This is a genomic window from Mesorhizobium sp. M0145, from assembly GCF_040322355.1.
Taxonomy (GTDB): Bacteria; Pseudomonadota; Alphaproteobacteria; order Rhizobiales; family Rhizobiaceae; genus Mesorhizobium.
In genome coordinates this window covers 582,172-598,721 of record NZ_JAMYTK010000001.1, presented here as the reverse complement: position 1 = coordinate 598,721, position 16,550 = coordinate 582,172, and the positions used below count along the sequence as shown (strand labels likewise).

The following is a 16,550-nucleotide window of genomic DNA, read 5'->3' as shown; positions in this document are numbered from 1 at the left end:
GTCATGACACTCACGCAAAACGCGGCCATCGAAGCCTCCCCGCACAAAGGTTCGGGGAGGCTAGCGGGCCAGCCAAAGGTCGTATCGAGGCTTCGATTTCCGCTCAAGGAACTCGGCCCGGTTGCCACACTTGCAGTTCTCGTCCTGGTCTTCTCGCTGGCAAGTGCGCAGTTTCTGTCAGCCAGCAACCTGAAGGTCGTTCTTGAATCGAGCGCGATCCCGGTTGTCCTCGTCGTGGGCCTCTCCTTCATCCTGATCCAGGGTTCCATCGACCTGTCGATCGAAGGCGTCATGGCAGCATCGAGCATGCTGGTCTCGCTGCTCATCGCCAACTCTGTGACAGGTTTCGATCTGGGCTGGTGGGCCATTCTGGCGGGTGCCTGTCTTGGCTCAGCGTTTGGCCTGGTCAATGGTCTCGTCTACACATTTCTGCGGCTGCCGTCCCTGATCGTCACACTCGCAACCTGGTTTGTCGGGCTGGGTATCGCCACCTTGCTCTTTCCGGGTAGGCAGCCACAAATTCTTGATGAACGGCTGACGCGTCTGGCACTGGACAAGAGCCTTGGCGTTTCCGCCCTGGTTTTTCTGGCGCTCGCGGTTGCGGTATTTGGCTGGCTTCTCCAGACCTACACCCAGTTCGGGCGAATGTCCTACGCCATCGGCCGCGACGAGAAGGCCACGAGGCAGTCAGGACAGCATGTCCGCTTTCACAAGGTCCTCGCTTTCGTGCTTATGGGGCTCATGTCCGGCGTTGGCGGCGTCATGATCTCCGCGCAGCTCGCGGTCGGCAATCCTGCAGCCGGTGAAGGTTTCCTGTTCCCGGCAGTCAGTGCCGCCGTGATTGGCGGAACGCTTCTCAGTGGCGGCACGGGCGGCGTGCTCCATTCCATCATCGGGGTGTTCATTCTCGAGGTTCTGCGCAACGGCATGATCCAGCTTGGGGTCGACCCCTATCTGCGCCATGTGGCTGAGGGCCTCACCATCGTCGCGGCCCTGGTGGTCGGTAACTGGAGCCTTCGTGGCCGGCTGAGGATCGTCAAATGACCCCGGTTCTCGCTGCAACAAACATTGGCAAGGCCTATCCGGGCGTGCGGGCATTGCACGATGTGAGCGTAGAGTTGCGCCAGAACGAGGTTCTTGGCCTCATTGGCCAGAATGGTTCCGGCAAGTCGACGCTTCTGAAAATCCTTTCAGGCATGGAGCAGCCGAGCACAGGGAAGATCCGCCTGCGTGGCGTTGATACCGTGGTCCGGTCGCCGCTGGCTGCGGCGAGCATGGGGATCGGGCTGGTCCACCAGGAGCAGTCGCTTATCCCCAATCTCACGGTTGCCGAGAACATCTTTTTCGACAAGCCGTCCCCGCACCGTCGCTTCGGTATCTACAACTGGAGAGGTCTCAATCGGGAAGCTGCCCGACAGCTCGCAAAGCTTGAGTGCGATATCCCTCCTGACATCAAGGTCGACACGCTGAGCTTTCCGGACCGGCAGATGGTCGAGTTCGCCAAGGTGCTTGCAATCGAGGAACTAATAGATCAGCCGCTTGTCATCCTGTTTGACGAACCAACGTCGCTGCTCAGCCCATCGGAGGTCGAAGATCTGTTTCGCCAGATCAGGCGACTACGGGCGCGCGCATCGGTCGTTTTTGTGTCTCACCGGATGGAAGAGGTCCTGGAAATCTCCGACCGCGTTCACGTCATGGTCAATGGCGAGAATGTCGCGGAAAGAACGCAGGACACCACGAGCCACGAGGAGCTCTACCATCTGATGGTCGGCTCCCGACGCTCCGACGACTACTATCAGGAGAGCGGTCGCGAGCCAGTCGAGGCGTTCGAGCCGCGGCTGGTGGTCGACGGTCTCACCGCGCCGGGCAGGTTTCGCGACGTATCTCTCTCGGTCAGGTCAGGCGAGATCGTGGCCGTCACCGGTGTGGCAGGCTCGGGTGCCGAAACCTTCTGTCGTGCCATCTTCGGCGCCGAGGACGGCGTGGTTGGCAGCGTCAAGGTCGCTGGTCAAGAACTGGGTCTATCCGCAATGCCCGATGCAGCGATTCGCGCCGGCATCGGGTATGTTCCTGCCGAGCGGAAACTTGAGGGTGTCATAGTCGGACGCACCGTCCTGGAAAACATCGTTCTCACCTTCGGCCCGCAGATGGGACGGATCGGCCTGATCAACCGGAAAAAGGAAACGGCGCGGGCGCTTTCCTGGATCAACAGGCTCAAGGTCAAGACGCCTTCACCCGTCGAATATGTCGAGCGGTTGAGCGGGGGCAACCAGCAGAAGGTTTCTCTCGCCAAATGGCTGATGTCGGATCGTCTCCAGGTGCTCATCCTCGACCACCCGACGCGTGGCCTTGATCCTGGCGCCAAGGCCGATCTCTTCGGCGTCATGAGGGAACTCGCCCGCCAGGGGCTGGCGGTTGTCTTCGTCTCGGAAACTCTCGAGGAAACGCTGGGTATGGCGGACACCGTGATCGTCATGCGTGATGGCGAAGTGTCGGCCAAATTTGAAGACCTTTGCCTGCACAAGCCAAGACCCGAACAAATTGTCGAGGCGATGGTATGAGTGGAGACAGCCCAGAAATTCGCGCTGGCCAGATTGGCGAACAGAACGCATCCATCAGGCGAATTGAAATTGCCCGCAAGCTCAGATCAATCGCTGTTCCGGCGATCGCGCTTGCCGGACTGTTCTCCACCATCGCGTGGGTCCAGCCCAAACTCCTGTCGCTGCGGGCACTTGCCGGACTGACAACAGACGCCGCGCCGCTGCTCATGCTGGTCATGGGCAGTGCTGTCGTCATCCTGCTCGGCGGTATCGACCTGTCAGTCGCGACCATGGCTTCGTTTGCAGCGGTCGCCTTCGTCATACTCAATCCGACCCTGGGGGAATTCGCTTTTGTCGCGGTGCTCGGGCTTGCCGGCCTCGTCGGCGCGCTACAGGGTTATGTTCACCACCGGGCCCAGATTCCGTCGTTTGTCGTAAGCTTCGGATCGCTGGGGATGCTCTACGGGATCACCCACTTCATCTCGAACGCTACCGCTGCCCCGTTGTCGCAACCATCGGCCATCATCTCGTTCTTCGGGAGCCGCACGGCCGGATTGCCGAACGGGGTGATTGTTGTACTCATCTCGGCCGCCATCCTCAGCGCGCTGTTCCGGTTTACCCGTCTTGGCCGCGAGATCTTTGCAGTCGGTGCTTCAGAACGAGCGGCCCTCCTGTCGGGCGTCAAAACCCTGCGCGTAAAGGTGCTGGCTTTCGCTATTTCAGCGATCTGTGCATCTGTCGCCGGCCTGCTCCTGCTCGGGCAGACCGGATACAGCTCGCCTGCAATGGCGAACAACTACCTCCTTCCGGCGATCGTTGGCGTGGTGGTTGGCGGCACTGCCATTTCGGGAGGCATAGGGGGCATTGCCTGCGCCCTGGTTGGTGGACTCATCGCCGGGCTGGTGCGAATCGGCACGGTCATCGTCGGGCTCAATCCCGCCTACCAGAACATCGTTTTCGGCGTGGTCATCGTCATTGCAGTCGCCATAACGATCGATCGCGAGAAGATTGGCATCATCAAGTAAGGCGTCGGAAACAAGGGGAACACATGCCAGGACCTAAGCGGCTGCAACTGGCACTTTTCGGCGCCGGACGGATGGGCTCGATTCACGCCGCCAACATTGCCACGCATCCTCGTGCGGTGCTCGCCGCAATCGTTGATCCGAATATCGAAGGTGCCCGCGCCCTCGCGGAAACATTTCAGTCGCGCGTGCGCTCGGCAACCGACGTGTTCGACGATCCTGCCGTCGACGCTATCGTCATTGCCAGCGCCGCCTCTACGCACTCCGAATTGATTGACCAGGCGTTGGCTCGCGGCAAGGCCGTCTTCTGCGAGAAGCCACTGGCGCGTGATCTCGACACCGTTCGTTCGCTGGTTGCCGCGGTCGAGGCGGCGGGCACACCGTTCCTGCTGGCGTTCAACCGACGCTTCGACCCGGGCTTCGCGTCGCTGGCCTCGCGACTGCGCGAGGGCAAGGCAGGAGCCCCGGAACTGGTGCTGCTCACCAGCCGCGATCCCGATCCGCCGCCGATCGACTACATCGTGGCTTCAGGCGGCATCCTTCGCGAAACCACCATTCATGACATTGACATGGCGCGATGGCTGACCGGCGAGGAACCGGATAGTGTCTATGCCGTCGGTGCGGCGCGCACGGACCCGCGGATCGCCGCGGCCGGACATGTCGACACCGTCATGGTTACGCTGACGATGCCTTCGGGGACGCTCGTTTCGATCAACAATTCCTGGCGATCTGCCTATGGCTATGATCAGCGCGCGGAGATTCATGGAGCGGGCGGTATGCTCCAGCTCGGCAATCTTTTGTCTACCCCGGTCACTGCCTGGAACGCCGACGGCGGATCATCCGACAAGCCGCAGCCCTTCTTTCTTGAACGCTACGCAGACGCCTATCGGCGAGAGCTCGACTATTTCGTGAACCGCCTGGAGGAAGGAGGCGCCATGTCGCCTGGTGCCGCAGACGGTCTGAGAGCGCTCGAGATTGCCGAGGCAGCTGAAGAGTCCATGAGGTCGGGCCTTGCGATTAAGCTCTCCTGAACCCCACGACCTTTGCCTGGAAAGCGCCGCGCCGAACCGTCCAGGAGAGGCGAGGGCCATCAACCCTCCACCTCCTGCCACTGCCGCGTTGCGGCGGCTTTCACGGTCGCTTCTATGACCGCGTTGATATGGGCCGCTTCGGCAAAACTCGGCGAAGCTGAAGTGTCGTTCTTCTGGATTGCCTCAATAAGGCGTCGGGCCGTGATCACGAATGCTTCGCCATAGCCCAGCCCCTGTCCCTGTGCGTACCAGAAAGGCTCGGCTTCGGGATGGATGCCGCCGATCATGATACGGCGGAAGCCGTTGCGATCCTTCTGCTCGGCCTCGGTGTAGAGATGGATTTCGTTGTTGCGCTCCCAACTGAACGACAGCGCTCCCTTGGAGCCGATCAGCGTGAAGGCGAGGTCGCTCTTGTGCCCGGTTGCGGCCCAGCATGAATGAATCGACCCTGTTGCCCCCGACCTGAATTCCACCAGCGTGGTCATCATGTCGTCGACAGTGACATTCCGCATGGCCGCTCCTTCAGCCCGCAGCGGAAAATAGGTTCGCGAGGATGCCGCAACGCGGGCAATGGGACCCACCAGCGCCACCGCAATGTCGGAAATGTGGGATCCGAGATCACCGCCAGCGCCGGCGCCTGCCCGGGCGCTGTCGAACCGCCAAGCGTAGGGTAGGTCCGGGGCGTTGGCATAGTCCTGGAAGAAGTGTCCTTCGAAGTGATGCAATTCACCGAGTTCGCCGCTCTCCACCAGCTTCCTGGCAAATTGCACCGCCGGCCAGCAGCGGTAGACGAAATTCACCATGTTGACCTTGCCAGACCGACTGGCAGCCTCTGCCATCCGTTTTGCCGAGGCAGCCGAGCTGGCCAGTGGCTTTTCACAGAAGACATGTTTTCCATTGGCGAAGGCGTCGCTGGCGATCTCCTCATGGCTGTCATTGGGCGTAATGATGACCACGACGTCTATGTCGTCGGCGCGGGTAATCTGCTTCCAGTCTGTCGTTGCCTCTGCCCACCCCCACCGGCGTGCACTCTCCTCCGCAAGACGTGCGTCGATGTCGGCTAGGCGAACCATCTCGATCCGCGGCATGTTCGGCCACAGGAAGCCTTCGATGTTCCGCAGTGCCAGGCTGTGGGTCTTGGCCATGTAGCCGGATCCTACAATGCCGAATTTCAAGCTTTTCACGTTCTATCTCCTGGAACTGTTCTGAAGTTCATCGGATGGAGCGCCCGCCATCGACGGGGATGGCGAGGCCGGTCATGAAGCTCGCGTCGTCGCTTGCGAGGAAGGCGACGACCGAGGCCACTTCCTCGGGCCTGCCGACCCGGCCGATAGGATGTTTCGACACGACCAACTGGGTGGCCGCATCCGGATCCTGCGCCGCTCCCAGCCAGGACGTCACCATGCGCGTGCCGATGGCCGCCGGACAGACCGCGTTTACCCGGATCCTGTCGCGTGCCAGGTCAAGCGCCAGCGACGCCGTCAGGGTGGTTATCCCGCTCTTCGACGCGCTGTAGGCGATCATGTTCTCGGTACCGCGAATGCCGGTGATCGAACCGACATTGACGATGGCGCCACCTCCTGCGGCTCTCAACCGGGGAACCGCTGCGCGGCAACCAAGGAAGACGCTCGTCAGATTGGTGTCGATCATGTCATGCCAGAGTTCGAGACTCGTCTCCTCGACGCCTCCACTCGCTCGCGCCCCCGCGTTGTTCACCAGAACGTCCAGATGGCCGAACCGCTCGACGACTGTGGCGACAGCCTTCTCCCACGCCTCGGATGATGTGACGTCGAGGTAGACCGAAAAAGCGCCGTCCACATCTACCGATGAGGGGTCACGCCTGTGCGCAGCGGCTACCTGGCCGCCCTCACGCTGAATCCTGCGTATGGTCTCCAGCCCGATGCCTGTCGATGCGCCGGTGACCATCACGACCTTGCCGTCGAAGCGCTTCATGGAATCGCTTTGCATAGCATTTCAATTTTCATCTTCTCTTGCATCGTTTTTTGCCTTAGAAGCGGTCATATGGCTCGCCGGAGCGACAGCACAGCCTCACTCAGAACCCAAAATGCATAGCTAGTCAAGATTCAGGAACACAGAAAATGGCTCACACAGTCTCACTTACCGCTGCGCAGGCGGTCGTCCGTTTCCTCAAGGCGCAATATTCAGACTATGACGGGCTGCAGGAACGTCTGATTGGCGGCATGTTCGGGATCTTCGGGCACGGCAACGTCGCCGGCATGGGTGAGGCTCTCGAGGAGTATGGCGACGATCTGCCCTTCTACCAGGCGAAGAACGAGCAATCGATGGTTCACGCCGCCATGGGCTATGCCAAGGCAAAAAACAGACGCGCCACGCTTGCTTGCTCCGCCTCGATCGGTCCGGGCTCAACCAACATGCTCACAGGGGCGGCGACAGCTACGATCAATCGGATTCCGGTGCTGCTGCTCCCTTCAGACATCTTCGCGCACCGCAGGCCCGGGACGGTCCTTCAGCTTCTCGAACATCCACTCGAAGCCGATCTGTCGGTCAACGATGCATTCCGGCCGCTGTCCCGCTTCTTCGACCGGATCTCGCGCCCCGAACAGCTGCTGACGGCGTTGCCGGAGGCCATGCGCATCCTTGTCGACCAGGCGAATACGGGCGCCGTTACCATCTCACTTCCGCAGGATGTTCAAGGCGAGGCATTTTCCTGTCCGGCAGGTTTTTTCGACAGGCGGGTATGGCGCATTCGCCGGGCAAGCCCGAATGCAGACGAGATTGCACGTGCAGCCGATATGATCGCGCAGTCCAGCCGACCTCTGATCATTGCCGGCGGGGGAGTCCGATATGCCGCGGCCGAAGCCGAGCTTGTGGCCTTCTGCAACCGCTTCGGCATCCCTGTCATGGAGACCTTCGCGGGCAAGGGCGTTTCGCAGGGTGCATCGCTGCTTCTGGGAGGCGGCGGCACGACGGGAACGGGGGCAGCCGCGCGGGTTGGTGAAAAGGCCGATCTGGTGATTGCAATAGGCACGCGCCTCACGGATTTTGCCACGGCATCCCGGTCGCATTTCAACAGCGAGACCCGCTACCTCTCGCTCAACGTCAACGCTCAGGATGCCTACAAGCTCGGTGCAGAGCCGGTTGTTGCTGATGCCAAACTCGCCCTTGCAGCGCTTGGCGAGGCGCTGGAGGCCAGGGGTTACGCAACATCCCACAGCTTCCGAAACGAGGTTCGTGGCGCAGTCGATACATGGCTGGAAGACTATCGCGCTTCCATCTCGCACGAGCAGGGAGCGCCCCTCAAGCAGGGAACGATCATTGCCATGGTCAACCATGCGGCCGTCAAGGGCGATGTGGTGATTGCCGCCGCCGGCACGCCGCCGGGCGAGATCATGAAGGCCTGGGACAATTCTGCCGGCAGCGAGTGCTTCATCGAATTCGGCTTTTCGTGCATGGGTCACGAAATACCGGCCGGGCTGGGTGTTGCCATCGCACGGGAAAACAGGGGGACCGTCTTCGTCGTCATCGGAGATGGCACCTACCTGATGGGGCCGACCGAACTGGTGACAGCGGTTCAGGAAGGTGCCCGCCTGATCACCGTGGTCATCGAGAACTGGGGATTCCAGTGCATCAGGGCGCTTCAGCAGGCCAGCACCGGCGCAGACAATTTCGGCAACGAGTTCCGTCGCCGCTCGGCCGAGGGGCGCCAGCCCGACGGCGACTATCTCGACGTTGACTACGCGGCGAACGCGCGATCGATGGGCTGCGCGGTGTTTTCCGCTTCCGATCCAGACGGCCTTGCCGAAGCCCTCGCTCAGGCCAGGGCAGTCGACGGTCCCGCCGTGATCGTGGTGAAGGCCGAGAAACGGGGCAGTTCGATCGGGGCCGGCCTGTGGTGGGAGGTCGGTGTCGCCGAAGTTTCCGGCCTGGAACGGGTCCGCGAGGCGCGCAGGCGCTATGAGACAGGTCGCGCGAAGCAGAAGACGCTGGTCTGACTGGAGCGAGCCGATGTCCCAGCTGATCGAAGTGTTGCCGCTACAGATGGAGCTTGGCGAGTGTCCGTTGTGGGACCACCGCCAGAACCGTCTCTACTGGGTGGATATCATGCGCTGTACCCTTTTCGAGCTTGACTGGCTGTCTCGTGCTACGCGCTCCTGGCCGCTGCCGGCACTGGGCGGTGGCCTGGCGCTGCTCGGCGCCGATGAAATCCTGGTCGCGGCGCAGACCGGGCTCTTCCGCTTCAGTCCTGCCAGCGGGCAGTACGAGTACCTTCTGCACCCTGAAATAGGCATGTCGACAAACCGGCTGAACGAAGGCAAGGCGGACCCTGCAGGCAATTTCTGGATCGGGTCGATGTCGACCCTGGGCCGTCGGCCCGAAGGCAGCCTCTACCGGGTCTCGCCCGCCGGCCAGATCAGCCGGTTGCTCTCTGGAATCCACGTTCCCAACGCCCTGGTCTTCCTTCCCGATGACGAGGTCATTTTTACCGACAGCCATATGAAGGTGATCTGGCGTTACCATCTCGATCCGTACAGCGGAGAGCTTGCCGGACGACAGGTTTTTGCCGACGATACCGCACTGGCATCGATACCGGACGGCGCGGTCGCCGACAGGGAGGGCAACATCTGGAACGCCAAGTTCGGCGGCGGGCGGATCGCCGTCTACCAGGGGCAGGGGCGGCTTGCAGACGAGCTGCTCCTGCCAGCCACGCAGGTAACATCCTGCGCGTTCTGCGGGCCCGATCTCGACCATCTCGCGGTGACAACAGCCAAACGGCTGCTCGACGATGAACAGAGACGAGCCCAGATCGAGGCCGGCAACCTGTTCATCTTCAGGCCGGGGGCAACCGGTTTGCGCGAGCCGGTCAGCCGGATCTGACCGAAGCTGTGCGATGGGATCGGACGTGCGCCGGCAATTTCGAGCGAATCTGCGGAAGGCCGGTTCAGCGGATACCCCGCCTCACGCCGTCTTCCGCGGCATCAACATTGGAAGCGTCGACAATGGCCGGGCCCGTGTAGATGTCGTCAGCCATCGTGAAGCCCTGCGCCACATGCAGCCACATCTGCTGCACCGACAGATAACCCTGCAGATATTGCTGGCTGTCGATCGTGCCGACAATGTCGCCGGATCGGATGCCATCGATCTGCGGCTGTGCAACATCGAACGTCATGTGGGCCCACTGACGTGCGTGGGGGACCAGTTTACGGGCGTCAATAACCGCCTGTGCTCCTGGAGGCCCGAGTGTGAGCACGGCGTCAACGCCGGTGTTTTCAGTCAGATATTCCGCAACTGCCCGCGCACAGGCTTGCGCATCGCCGCCAGGCACACGCAGTCGGTCTGACCTCAAGCCCCTTGCCCCGAAAGCCTGTTCGAAACCCTGATAGCGATCGGAATGGCAGATGTGGTCGTGCAGGTAATGATCCACGCACATGCCGCTTTTCGGCGAGAGTTTTCCGATCAGATAGTTGCCAGCCAGGCGTCCGGCGTTGGTATCGTCGCCGCCAATGTAAAACAGATAGGGAATGCGCTCGCCTTGCGGCCGTGGGTCCCTGGCGTTGATTGCTATGACCGGTATGCCACGCTGGATGACGGCTCGAAGCGGCGCGTCGACCGTCTCCACACGAGGAATGGTGGAGATGATGCCATCCGGTTGCGCATGCATGGCTCCCTCGATAAGCCCCGCCTGGATTTCGGGCGAGAATTTCCCTGGTCTCAGGTGCTCGACGTCGACATCATAGCGCTCCGCGGCGTCCATAAGCCCCTTGCGAAAGACATCCCAGAACACGTCGCCGAGGATGTCGTGGGTGATCGCGTAGAACTTCAGGCGTTTAGGTCGCATCTCGACAAACCCACAAATGCATAGCTATTCATCTATCCCTGTGCTACATGCCTGCCCCTTGAAAATCAATCAAAAAGTGACCTATGCGCAAGTACCGGATCGTCATTGTGGGAACAGGAAGAATAGCTGCCGTCCATGCTCGCTCGGTTCACCGCAACCCGTCTCTGGCGCTTGCGGGCTTCGTCGACCCCCTTGCTCCGAGCAGTCTGCCGTCGGATTGGGGCGTATCCTGTTTTCCCACGCTGGGCGAGGCCGCCGGGGCGGTGGCGCCTGACGCTATCGTCATAGCTTCACCGACAGACACGCATGTCAACTATCTGGCGATGGCCGTCAGTCTCGGTCTGCCTGCGCTGTGTGAAAAGCCCGTCGCCCGTGATCGCCGCTCCATCGAGGCGGCAATTGACCTTGTGAGCAGATCCGGCCTTCCGGTTATACTCGGATTTCACAGGCGCTTCGATCCAATGCGGCGTGAAGTCCGCAACCGGATAGCGGCCGGCGGCATCGGCAAGATCGAACATATCCTGCAGCTGAGCCGCGACGTCTCACTGCCGGATCGAAACGTCACGGCGCATCAGGGCGGCATCATCGCTGATATGGTGGTTCATGATCTTGACGAACTCCTCTGGCTGGTGGGACGCCAGCCTGACCGCGTTCACGCCCGCCTCGACAGGAACGTCGATGCCGGCCTCGCCGAGATCGGGGACCACGACACCGCGTCGCTGCAACTGGAATGGGATGATGGTCCCGTGGGCCATATCTCGGCGACCCGCAGGGCCGTCCATGGTTTCGAGCAGCGGCTTGAGGTCTTCGGGTCTGGCGGCCGTCTCGTTTGCGATGATCCCCGGATCAGCTGCGTTCGCCAGGATTCGGCACAAGGCACATTTCTGGACCGTCGCGATGCCGGCTTCCAGGAGCGCTATTGCGATGCCTACCAGGCCGAAGTCGACCATCTCGCGGATATTTTGCGATGCGGCGGCGAACCCCTGTGCAACCTCGAGGATGGCCTGAGGGCCTTCGATCTGGTGGAACGGGTGGTGGAGGGCGCACGATGACAATTTGACGTGTCTTCGTCTCGCTCATTGTATCCAGAACTGCAAACGTGACATTGTCGATGTCGTTCTTTGTCGCTAACCTGCCGCCTTGTGCATTGCAATTCAGGGGCGGAGTCTGGTGTGCGGCAGGACGGTGAAAACGGCAGCAAGCAGCCGACGTTGCTAGACGCAGCTGGAGGTCCGGATGGCCGCGGCAGGCAGCAGCCGTCTTCGATCGACGTGGCACGTCTGGCCGGAGTGTCGCAGTCGGCGGTATCGCGTGCCTTTACCCCCGGAGCCAGCGTCAGCAAGAAGACGCGCGAAAAAGTGATCGCGGCAGCGCGTGAACTTGGCTACCAGCCAAGCATCCTTCCGCGCATCCTGGTAACGCATCGCTCGCAGTTGATCGCCATCGTCATTGGCGGAATGTACAATCCCTACTACGCCAACATCTTCGAGCAGTTCACCCGCCAGTTTCAGGCGCAGGGCTACCAGGTTCTGGTGTTCTTCGTCGATCATAACGAGTACTTCGACGCCGCCATTCCCCTGATCATGCGCTATCGTGTCGACGGCATCATATCGGCGCTGTCCATCATGTCCAAAGACGCCGCGGACGAATGCGCACAGATGCGTATTCCCATCGTCCTGCTCAACGGCCGGCAGCAGAACAAGTGGGTTTCTGCCGTTTGCTGCGACAATGTCGAAGGCGGCAGGCTGATTGCAAATCTCCTGTTCCAGAAGGGCGGAACGCGATTCGCCTACATCGCCGGTAACGAAACGCTGGCCAATACCGATCGCGAGCAGGGATTTGTTGGGCGCCTGAAAGAGCTCGGCGTCGAGCATGTCGAGATCGTAAAAGGCAATTTCCACTACGAGGGCGGCTATGAAGCCGCTCGTACCCTGTTTGCGGGAGAGAGCCCGCCGGACGCGGTGTTCTGCGCAAACGACCTGACTGCCATTGGGGCAATGGAATGCGCCCGCGTCGAGTACGGCCTGCGCATTCCCGAAGACGTCATGATTGCCGGCTTTGACGATGCGACATTTTCGAGCTGGCCGTCCTATTCATTGACCACGGTCCGCCAGAATGGAGCGGAAATGGTTGACGCAGCCATCGCCGCGCTCAAGCAACGCTGGCAGGAGGGCACTGCCGGCGGCGGCAAGTTGCGCCTCGTTCCCGGAACGCTTTGCGAGCGAAAATCAACCGCACGCTAGCCCGGACATCTGCCAGTTCCGCCGAAACACTCGTTTCTATCTGGCGTGACCTCGTGAACTGCCCAATTCATTGCAGCCGGCACGCCGATAACGGCAAATCCTGCATGCATTTCAGGTTCCGGCTTGACTTTGCATAGCTATTCATATTTTAAGGTCACACGCTTGACAGGATCGGTTGGCAGCGGACGAAAGTGCAGAAACGGGACCTCGGAATGGCCGGATCGAACGAAATTGGCATTGGCATGGTCGGCTACGCCTTCATGGGCAAGTCACATACGCTTGGCTACCGCGATGTGTCTCTCGTCGCTCCGGAGGCCGTGCCTCGCCCAAGGCTGGTGTCGCTCTACGGCCGCGATGCGCAAAAACTCGAAGCAGCCAGAAATCGGCTGGGATGGGAACAGGGTGTCACGGACTGGCGCGACATCGTGGCCGACGACAGGATCCATCTGTTCGACAATTCAGGTCCAAATGCGCTGCATGTCGAGCCGACAATCGCCGCAGCTCGAGCCGGCAAGCACGTGTTTTGCGAGAAGCCGCTTGGCCCCACTGCAGATGACGCCTTTGCGATGTGGGATGCAGCTCACAAATCAGGCGTTAAGCATATGTGTGCTTACAACTATCGCTTTTTTCCCGCGCTGCAGCTCGCACGTGAGATCATCCAGTCCGGCGAGATCGGCGAAATCTTTCACTACCGGTCGCAGTTTCTTGTCTCCTCGTCTCTCGATGAAAAACGCGAGAAAAGCTGGCGCGATGACAGGCAGGCTGCAGGTGCGGGAGCGCTCGGCGATCTCGGGGCGCACCACATTGATCTCTCACGCTTCCTAATGAATGCTGACCCAACGACCGTGCAGGCCGTTACCCGAATAAAGGTCGGCGCCGCAAGCGATGGCGCCCGGATCGAGACGGACGACCAGTTTGCAGCGTTGTTCGACTATGACAACGGCGCGCTCGGCGTCGTCGAGGCCTCACGGGTCGCTGGCGGTCATCTGGTTACAAGCAGGATCGAAGTCGACGGCTCAAAAGGGTCGATAGCGTTTTCGATGCAGCGTCTCAATGAGCTGCGTGTTGCTGGAGGCGACAAGGCCTTCCGGACAATTCCGGTCATGCGAAGTGCTGATCCCTACCAGTCAAACTGGTTTCCGCCAGGCCATCCGCTTGGTTGGGTAGACACATTCAGCCATGAGGCCGTTCACATTCTGGGTGCGATTGCTGGGTTGCATGAGGTTGCTCCGATCGGAGCAACGTTCCGCGATGGGTACTACTGCTCCGAAATCATCGATGCAGCGATCAGGGCCGCCAGCCTCGGTCAGCGCGTCGACATCTCCTACCGAAGCGTAGACGAGTGAAGGGGTAATCTGGTGCGTATCTTCATCAGCTGGCCGGGCTTCGATCGCAACGGCGCGACCACAGGCAGACGCCTCCTGGATGCCGGCCATGAACTGGTGCTCGCGCCGAAGCTTGGCGTCCGGACGCCCGACGAATTGACGCATCTGGCGGCAGGTTGTGCCGCTGCGATCGTCAGCACCGATCCGTTTACGGCGGACGTCCTTCGTGCGCTTCCAGATTTGCGGATAATTGCGCGCGTCGGCGTCGGCTTCGATTCGATCGATCGCGCCATGGCTGATGAATTGGGAATTGCGATCGCAATCACCCCGGGCATGAACGCCGAGACCGTGGCAGACCACACGCTGGCGCTCATCCTTTCGGCCGTACGCAAGATTCCCCAGCAGGACAACTCGGTCAAGGCCGGCCGCTGGGAGCGCGTAGGTCCACTGACGCCCGGCGAACTGCCGGGCAAAACCGTTGGACTTGTTGGCGCAGGTACCATCGGGCGCGCAGTGGCGCGCAGACTTGCCGGTTTTGGGGTCACCATCTGCTTTTTCGATGCTCAGGTCGATGCACTTGCCGACGCCGAAAAGGTTGCCAGTTTCGAAGAGCTTCTGAGCCGTTCAGATATCGTCAGCCTCCATGTTCCCCTCATCGCGGAGACCAATCACCTCATCGATGCCAGCGCAATTGCCCGGATGAAGCCCACGGCCATTCTGGTGAATACATCCCGCGGCCCCGTAGTCGATCAAAAGGCGCTTTTCGAGGCTCTGCGGGAGGGAAGGCTGGGCGGCGCGTGTCTCGACGTTTTCGAAACGGAGCCACCGGGCGCCGATACCCTTCGCGATGTCCCCAATCTGGTCTGTGCAGCGCATATGGGTGGCATCAGCCATGAGTCCATAGCGCGCATGACTGGGTCGGCAACACAGTCCGTTCTTGACGTGCTTGCAGGACGAATGCCCAACACCGTCGTCAACCGTGACTTCCTCCGGGGGAGCCAATGACCACGCATCCTGCCCCTTCGTTTCGCTCGCGACTGCGTTCTGGCGCGCCGCTCATCGGCACCTGGATCAAGACGCCCAGCCGCACTGTCGTTGAAGTCCTTTCGAGCTCGACACTGGATGTCCTGTGTCTCGATGCCGAGCACGCACCGTTCGATCGTGGCGACCTGGACGGGTCGATCTTCGCTGCCCGTGCGCTTGGTATGCCAGTTCTTGTCCGTCCCGGCACGGCATCGGCCGACAGCCTGCTGAACTGCCTTGATCTGGGTGCCGTGGGGGTTGTCGCGCCGCACATCCGCAGTGGTGAAGAGGCTGACCGGCTGGTGCGGGGCGCCCTGTTCGGTCCTGGCGGCCGCGGCTACGCAGGGTCAACGCGTGCGGCAGGCTACACAACCAAACCGATGGCTGAACACCGGGAGCGGTCGACCGAGGACACAGTCGTAATCGCCCAGATCGAGGACCGGGAAGCTCTCGACAATCTGTCTGACGTCATCCGCGTCGAACGCCTGGACTGTCTGTTCATCGGCCGCGTTGATCTCACCATTTCGATGGGGGCTACTTCTCCCAAAGATCCACAGGTGGTGGAAGCGGTCGATGAAATCTGCCGGAAGGCCGCCGAAGCCGGGATGCGCACGGGCATGTTCGTCTCGGATCTTGCTGAACTTCCTGGCTGGCTGGCACTGGGGTCCAGCCTCTTCCTGCTGTCGAGCGACCAGACCTTTCTGCAGGAGGGGGCTCGATCTCTCCGATCCGCATTCGACATTTCCACCCGCCAAGACACTGAAACTTCTTTGATGGAACCCACATCATGAACGTAGCTTTGATAACCGGCGCATCGCGTGGACTGGGTGCCGTCATGGCCCGCAGCATGGCGGCAGATGGCTGGGCTGTGGCGGTCAACTATGCCAGCGACGAAAAAAGCGCCTCGCAGGTGGTGCGCACGATCGAGGCGGATGGAGGCAAGGCTTTTGCAGCGCGGTTCAGCGTCGTTGACAAAGACCAGCTGCGTGTCGGTCTGGATCAGATACGCGACGCTCTCGGACCGGTCGATCTCATCGTGAACAACGCCACGGGACCACAGCCGGAAATGCCGCTGATGGAACAGTCATGGCGGACGTATCTCGACCAGCTCGAGTTCTTCGTAAAGGCGCCGCTTGAACTGCTCCAGCTTGTGCTGCCGGACTGGCGCGCCCGCAAGTCCGGCCGGGTCATCAACATCGGCTCTGAGATCGCCGAGCTTGGTAACCCGAATTTCGGCAACTATGCATCGGCAAAGGGAGCAATGCTGTCGATGACGCGTTCCTGGGCCAATGAGCTCGCCCCGGAGGGAATTACGGTGAACCTCGTCGCGCCGGGCTGGATCCCGGTAGAACGCCATGCCGAAGTACCAGAGGCCAGTCGCAACTGGTACCTCGACCGCACGCCCCTTGGCCATTTTGGCACCCCCGAGGACATAGCCAACATGGTCGCCTTTCTGGCATCGCCGAAAGCAAGTTTTATCACTGGCCAGAAGTTCGCAGTGAATGGTGGCCGGACGCTGCTTTAGGAACCGCGCTCCGGCAATTTTCA

General features: G+C 61.0%; 15 protein-coding genes. 12 read left to right on the top strand and 3 right to left on the bottom strand.

From position 1 onward, the window contains the following. The first annotated feature begins 3 nt into the window (after positions 1-3). From NKJ28_RS03000 to iolG, 4 genes are read left to right on the top strand one after another with little or no spacing between them, the layout of a single operon-like run. The gene (locus tag NKJ28_RS03000) at positions 4-1,044 is read left to right on the top strand and encodes an ABC transporter permease (protein WP_352633991.1); all 1,041 of its coding nucleotides are present in this window, start codon (positions 4-6) and stop codon (positions 1,042-1,044) included. Next, the gene (locus NKJ28_RS02995) at positions 1,041-2,561 is read left to right on the top strand and encodes a sugar ABC transporter ATP-binding protein (protein WP_352633989.1); all 1,521 of its coding nucleotides are present in this window, start codon (positions 1,041-1,043) and stop codon (positions 2,559-2,561) included. The genes NKJ28_RS03000 and NKJ28_RS02995 overlap by 4 nt, the downstream gene beginning before the upstream one ends. Next, a complete protein-coding gene (locus NKJ28_RS02990) occupies positions 2,558-3,565 on the top strand; it encodes an ABC transporter permease (protein WP_352633987.1) in 1,008 nt (335 codons plus the stop codon). The genes NKJ28_RS02995 and NKJ28_RS02990 overlap by 4 nt, the downstream gene beginning before the upstream one ends. A gap of 23 nt (positions 3,566-3,588) precedes the next feature. Next, positions 3,589-4,593, top strand: a complete 1,005-nt coding sequence (gene iolG / locus NKJ28_RS02985; protein WP_352633985.1) for an inositol 2-dehydrogenase — start codon at positions 3,589-3,591, stop codon at positions 4,591-4,593. Between the two features lie 59 nt (positions 4,594-4,652). Here iolG and NKJ28_RS02980 read toward each other — a convergent pair whose 3' ends face one another. Both NKJ28_RS02980 and NKJ28_RS02975 read right to left on the bottom strand, forming a co-directional pair. Continuing rightward, positions 4,653-5,777, bottom strand: a complete 1,125-nt coding sequence (locus tag NKJ28_RS02980; protein ID WP_352633983.1) for a Gfo/Idh/MocA family protein — start codon at positions 5,775-5,777, stop codon at positions 4,653-4,655. Between the two features lie 28 nt (positions 5,778-5,805). Continuing rightward, positions 5,806-6,546: an SDR family NAD(P)-dependent oxidoreductase gene (locus NKJ28_RS02975; protein WP_352633981.1), complete on the bottom strand. Its 741-nt coding sequence runs from the start codon at positions 6,544-6,546 to the stop codon at positions 5,806-5,808. A gap of 146 nt (positions 6,547-6,692) precedes the next feature. On the opposite strand from NKJ28_RS02975, the gene iolD reads away from it, so the two are divergent. Together iolD and NKJ28_RS02965 are read left to right on the top strand one after the other, a co-directional pair. Next, positions 6,693-8,567 carry a 3D-(3,5/4)-trihydroxycyclohexane-1,2-dione acylhydrolase (decyclizing) gene (gene iolD, locus NKJ28_RS02970; protein ID WP_352633979.1) on the top strand — a complete coding sequence of 625 codons (1,875 nt, stop codon included), beginning with the start codon at positions 6,693-6,695 and terminating at the stop codon, positions 8,565-8,567. Between the two features lie 13 nt (positions 8,568-8,580). After that, positions 8,581-9,450 carry an SMP-30/gluconolactonase/LRE family protein gene (locus tag NKJ28_RS02965; RefSeq protein ID WP_352633977.1) on the top strand — a complete coding sequence of 290 codons (870 nt, stop codon included), beginning with the start codon at positions 8,581-8,583 and terminating at the stop codon, positions 9,448-9,450. A gap of 64 nt (positions 9,451-9,514) precedes the next feature. Here the strand turns inward: NKJ28_RS02965 and NKJ28_RS02960 are convergent, their stop codons facing one another. Further along, positions 9,515-10,411, bottom strand: coding sequence for a sugar ABC transporter substrate-binding protein (locus NKJ28_RS02960; protein ID WP_352633975.1), 897 nt, complete (start codon positions 10,409-10,411; stop codon positions 9,515-9,517). Between the two features lie 83 nt (positions 10,412-10,494). Between NKJ28_RS02960 and NKJ28_RS02955 the strand changes: the two genes are divergently transcribed. From NKJ28_RS02955 to NKJ28_RS02930, 6 genes are all read left to right on the top strand, one after another. Continuing rightward, the gene (locus NKJ28_RS02955; protein ID WP_352633973.1) at positions 10,495-11,463 is read left to right on the top strand and encodes a Gfo/Idh/MocA family protein; all 969 of its coding nucleotides are present in this window, start codon (positions 10,495-10,497) and stop codon (positions 11,461-11,463) included. Between the two features lie 120 nt (positions 11,464-11,583). Beyond that, positions 11,584-12,654 carry a LacI family DNA-binding transcriptional regulator gene (locus tag NKJ28_RS02950; protein ID WP_352633971.1) on the top strand — a complete coding sequence of 357 codons (1,071 nt, stop codon included), beginning with the start codon at positions 11,584-11,586 and terminating at the stop codon, positions 12,652-12,654. Positions 12,655-12,896: 242 nt separating this feature from the next. Continuing rightward, on the top strand, positions 12,897-14,000 hold the full coding sequence (locus NKJ28_RS02945; protein WP_352633969.1) for a Gfo/Idh/MocA family protein: 1,104 nt from the start codon (positions 12,897-12,899) through the stop codon (positions 13,998-14,000). Between the two features lie 12 nt (positions 14,001-14,012). Further along, on the top strand, positions 14,013-14,984 hold the full coding sequence (locus NKJ28_RS02940) for a phosphoglycerate dehydrogenase (RefSeq protein ID WP_352633968.1): 972 nt from the start codon (positions 14,013-14,015) through the stop codon (positions 14,982-14,984). Beyond that, positions 14,981-15,793, top strand: a complete 813-nt coding sequence (locus NKJ28_RS02935; protein ID WP_352633966.1) for an HpcH/HpaI aldolase family protein — start codon at positions 14,981-14,983, stop codon at positions 15,791-15,793. Before NKJ28_RS02940 ends, NKJ28_RS02935 begins: the two co-directional genes overlap by 4 nt. After that, the gene (locus NKJ28_RS02930; RefSeq protein ID WP_352633964.1) at positions 15,790-16,527 is read left to right on the top strand and encodes an SDR family oxidoreductase; all 738 of its coding nucleotides are present in this window, start codon (positions 15,790-15,792) and stop codon (positions 16,525-16,527) included. Before NKJ28_RS02935 ends, NKJ28_RS02930 begins: the two co-directional genes overlap by 4 nt. Positions 16,528-16,550: the final 23 nt, after the last annotated feature.

What these genes read in the sequence shown, in the direction of transcription:
- NKJ28_RS03000 (WP_352633991.1), top strand. Translation starts at nt 4, where the DNA reads ATGACACTCACGCAAAACGCGGCCATCGAAGCCTCCCCGCACAAAGGT.
- NKJ28_RS02995 (WP_352633989.1), top strand. Translation starts at nt 1,041, where the DNA reads ATGACCCCGGTTCTCGCTGCAACAAACATTGGCAAGGCCTATCCGGGC.
- NKJ28_RS02990 (WP_352633987.1), top strand. Translation starts at nt 2,558, where the DNA reads ATGAGTGGAGACAGCCCAGAAATTCGCGCTGGCCAGATTGGCGAACAG.
- iolG (WP_352633985.1), top strand. Translation starts at nt 3,589, where the DNA reads ATGCCAGGACCTAAGCGGCTGCAACTGGCACTTTTCGGCGCCGGACGG.
- NKJ28_RS02975 (WP_352633981.1), bottom strand. Translation starts at nt 6,546, where the DNA reads ATGAAGCGCTTCGACGGCAAGGTCGTGATGGTCACCGGCGCATCGACA.
- iolD (WP_352633979.1), top strand. Translation starts at nt 6,693, where the DNA reads ATGGCTCACACAGTCTCACTTACCGCTGCGCAGGCGGTCGTCCGTTTC.
- NKJ28_RS02965 (WP_352633977.1), top strand. Translation starts at nt 8,581, where the DNA reads ATGTCCCAGCTGATCGAAGTGTTGCCGCTACAGATGGAGCTTGGCGAG.
- NKJ28_RS02960 (WP_352633975.1), bottom strand. Translation starts at nt 10,411, where the DNA reads ATGCGACCTAAACGCCTGAAGTTCTACGCGATCACCCACGACATCCTC.
- NKJ28_RS02955 (WP_352633973.1), top strand. Translation starts at nt 10,495, where the DNA reads ATGCGCAAGTACCGGATCGTCATTGTGGGAACAGGAAGAATAGCTGCC.
- NKJ28_RS02945 (WP_352633969.1), top strand. Translation starts at nt 12,897, where the DNA reads ATGGTCGGCTACGCCTTCATGGGCAAGTCACATACGCTTGGCTACCGC.
- NKJ28_RS02935 (WP_352633966.1), top strand. Translation starts at nt 14,981, where the DNA reads ATGACCACGCATCCTGCCCCTTCGTTTCGCTCGCGACTGCGTTCTGGC.
- NKJ28_RS02930 (WP_352633964.1), top strand. Translation starts at nt 15,790, where the DNA reads ATGAACGTAGCTTTGATAACCGGCGCATCGCGTGGACTGGGTGCCGTC.